Raw genomic sequence first — 2,645 nt, forward strand, 5'->3', positions numbered from 1 at the left:
GCCTTCGCGCACGGCGCGGGTCAGTGGGCCGTCCTGCCACCAGGTGCCCTCGGCGCCGATCAGGTGGCGGCCGATCAGGTCGGCGGCACTCAGGTCGTCGTGGCAGGCCACGGTGTACAGCGGCAAGTTCAGACGATGCGCCATGTGCTGCACGAAACGGGTCTTGCCGCAGCCCGTGGGGCCCTTGATCAGCACCGGCATGCGGTGGCGCCAGGCGTGTTCGAACAGCAGGTGTTCATTGTCCAGGGGTTGGTAGAAGGGCTCAGTCATGACAGGCATCCACAGCGGGTTTGACGGCCACGCTACGGGCGCCTGCGACAACCTGGCAAGCGTCGCCTGCGGCGAACTTGATCGCGGTCAAGCGGGTATTCCGGCACGGCACCATAGTCTGTGCCGGCACGAAGAACCTGCGCCCCGCACCGCGTTGCGAGGCACCGCAAAGGTCCCGCCTGAGGAGTAAACGGAATGCTGACTCGCAACAGAAAACCCTTCACCCTGAGCCTCGCCGCACTGAGTTGCGCGCTGGCCTTGGCACTGCCCTTGAGCGCCCATGGCGCCCCCAAGCCGACAGAAGTGAAAAGCGCCGGCGCGCCGGACATGAGTCAGGCCGACTTCGACACCTCCAAACAGATTTACTTCGAGCGCTGCGCCGGTTGCCACGGCGTGCTGCGCAAGGGTGCCACCGGCAAACCGCTGACCCCGGACATCACCCAGTCCCGTGGCCAGGCGTACCTGGAAGCCTTGATCACCTATGGCTCCCCAGCCGGCATGCCGAACTGGGGCACCTCCAATGCGTTGACCAAAACCCAGATCACCCACATGGCCAGCTTTATCCAGCACACGGCGCCAACCCCACCGGAATGGGGCATGGCCGAAACCCTCAAGACCTGGAAAGTGCTGGTCAAGCCCGAAGACCGGCCGAAGAAACAGCTGAACAGCCTCAACCTGGAAAACCTGTTCTCCGTGACCCTGCGCGACGACGGCAAGATCGCGCTGATCGATGGCGACAGCAAGAAAATCGTCAAACTGATCAACACCGGTTATGCCGTACACATCTCGCGGATCTCCGCCTCGGGCCGCTACCTGCTGGTGATCGGCCGCGACGCCAAGATCGACATGATCGACCTGTGGCCTGCCGAACCGACCAAGGTCGCCGAGATCAAGGTCGGCATCGAGGCGCGCTCGGTGGAGACCTCGAAATTCAAGGGCTACGAAGACAAGTACGCCATCGCCGGCTCCTACTGGCCGCCGCAGTTCACCATCATGGATGGCGAAACCCTGGAGCCCAAACAGATCGTCTCCACCCGCGGCATGACCGTCGACAAACAGGAATACCACCCCGAGCCACGTGTCGCGGCGATCATCGCCTCCCACGAATGGCCGGAGTTCATCGTCAACGTCAAGGAAACCGGCAAGGTGATGCTGGTCAATTACCAGGACATCAAGAACCTCACCGTCACCACCATCGACGCCGCGCCGTTCCTGCATGACGGCGGCTGGGACAGCACGCACCGCTACTTCATGACGGCGGCCAACAACTCGAACAAGGTCGCGGTGATCGACTCCAAGGAACGCAAGCTCACCGCGCTGGTCGAGGTCGGCAAGACCCCGCACCCAGGCCGTGGCGCCAACTTTGTGCACCCCACCTACGGGCCGGTCTGGGCCACCAGCCACCTGGGCGACGGCGGTATTTCGGTGATCGGCACCGACCCGGTCAACCACCCGCAATACGCCTGGAAACAGGTGGAATCGCTCAAGGGCCAGGGCGGCGGCTCGCTGTTCATCAAGACCCATCCCAACTCCCGGCATTTGTATGTCGACACCACCCTCAACCCCGACGCCAAGCTCAGCCAGTCGGCGGCGGTGTTTGATATCGACCATCTGGACAAGGGCTACACCGTGCTGCCGATCGCCGAATACGCCGGCATCAAGCAAGGCGCGCTGCGGGTGGTGCAGCCGGAATACAACAAGGCCGGCGACGAGGTGTGGTTCTCGGTGTGGAACGGCCAGACCGAGGAATCGGCGCTGGTGGTGATCGACGACCAGACCTTGAAGCTCAAGGCGGTGATCAAGGACAAGCGCCTGATCACACCGACCGGAAAATTCAATGTCTACAACACCCAACACGACATTTATTGAGCCCCATCAACACAAGGACTTCCAATGAAAAATACTCTCTTCGCGCTGCTGGCCTGCATCGCTGCATTCAGCCTGCAACCGGCCCTTGCACAAGACGGCCAGGCCTTGTTCAACAGCAAACCCTGCGTCGGCTGCCACATGGTTGGCAGCAAGTTGGTGGGGCCGGCCTTGAAGGATGTTGCGGCCAAGAACGCCGGGGTGAAAGACGCCGCCGTGACCCTGGCCAGCCGCATCAAAAACGGCACCCAGGGCAATTGGGGACCGGTTCCGATGCCGCCGAATCAGGTGACGGAAGACGAAGCCAAGGTCTTGGCCGAATGGGTCCTGACCTTGAAATAAGCACAAGGAGCGCGCCATGAATGCATCGACGATCGGTACGGCCATGGCGCTGCTCCTGCTGATTCCCGCGCGGGCGCTGGCCACACCGGACGCCGCCCGCCTCGAACACCTGCTGACCCAGGACTGCGGCGCCTGCCACGGCCTGAAACAGCCGGGCGTGGAAAGCG

3 protein-coding genes and 1 pseudogene are annotated in these 2,645 nt (G+C 62.8%); 3 read left to right on the forward strand and 1 reads right to left on the reverse strand.

The window, feature by feature from the left end; genetic code table 11:
• A partial coding sequence (locus L9Z73_RS28855) for an AAA family ATPase (protein WP_247408234.1) occupies positions 1–270 on the reverse strand: 270 nt, incomplete at its 3' end.
• A gap of 327 nt (positions 271–597) precedes the next feature.
• Here L9Z73_RS28855 and nirS point away from each other — a divergent pair.
• From nirS to L9Z73_RS28870, 3 genes and pseudogenes are all read left to right on the forward strand, one after another.
• Positions 598–2,139: a nitrite reductase gene (nirS, locus tag L9Z73_RS28860; RefSeq protein ID WP_247408237.1), complete on the forward strand. Its 1,542-nt coding sequence runs from the start codon at positions 598–600 to the stop codon at positions 2,137–2,139.
• 24 nt (positions 2,140–2,163) lie between these two features.
• Positions 2,164–2,478: a c-type cytochrome gene (locus tag L9Z73_RS28865; RefSeq protein WP_247408236.1), complete on the forward strand. Its 315-nt coding sequence runs from the start codon at positions 2,164–2,166 to the stop codon at positions 2,476–2,478.
• 16 nt (positions 2,479–2,494) lie between these two features.
• A pseudogene (locus L9Z73_RS28870) lies at positions 2,495–2,645 on the forward strand (c-type cytochrome); the annotation flags it as partial.

The sequence above is a fragment of the Pseudomonas emilianonis genome (assembly GCF_023072625.1).
GTDB classification, from domain to species: Bacteria; Pseudomonadota; Gammaproteobacteria; order Pseudomonadales; family Pseudomonadaceae; genus Aquipseudomonas; species Aquipseudomonas paraveronii.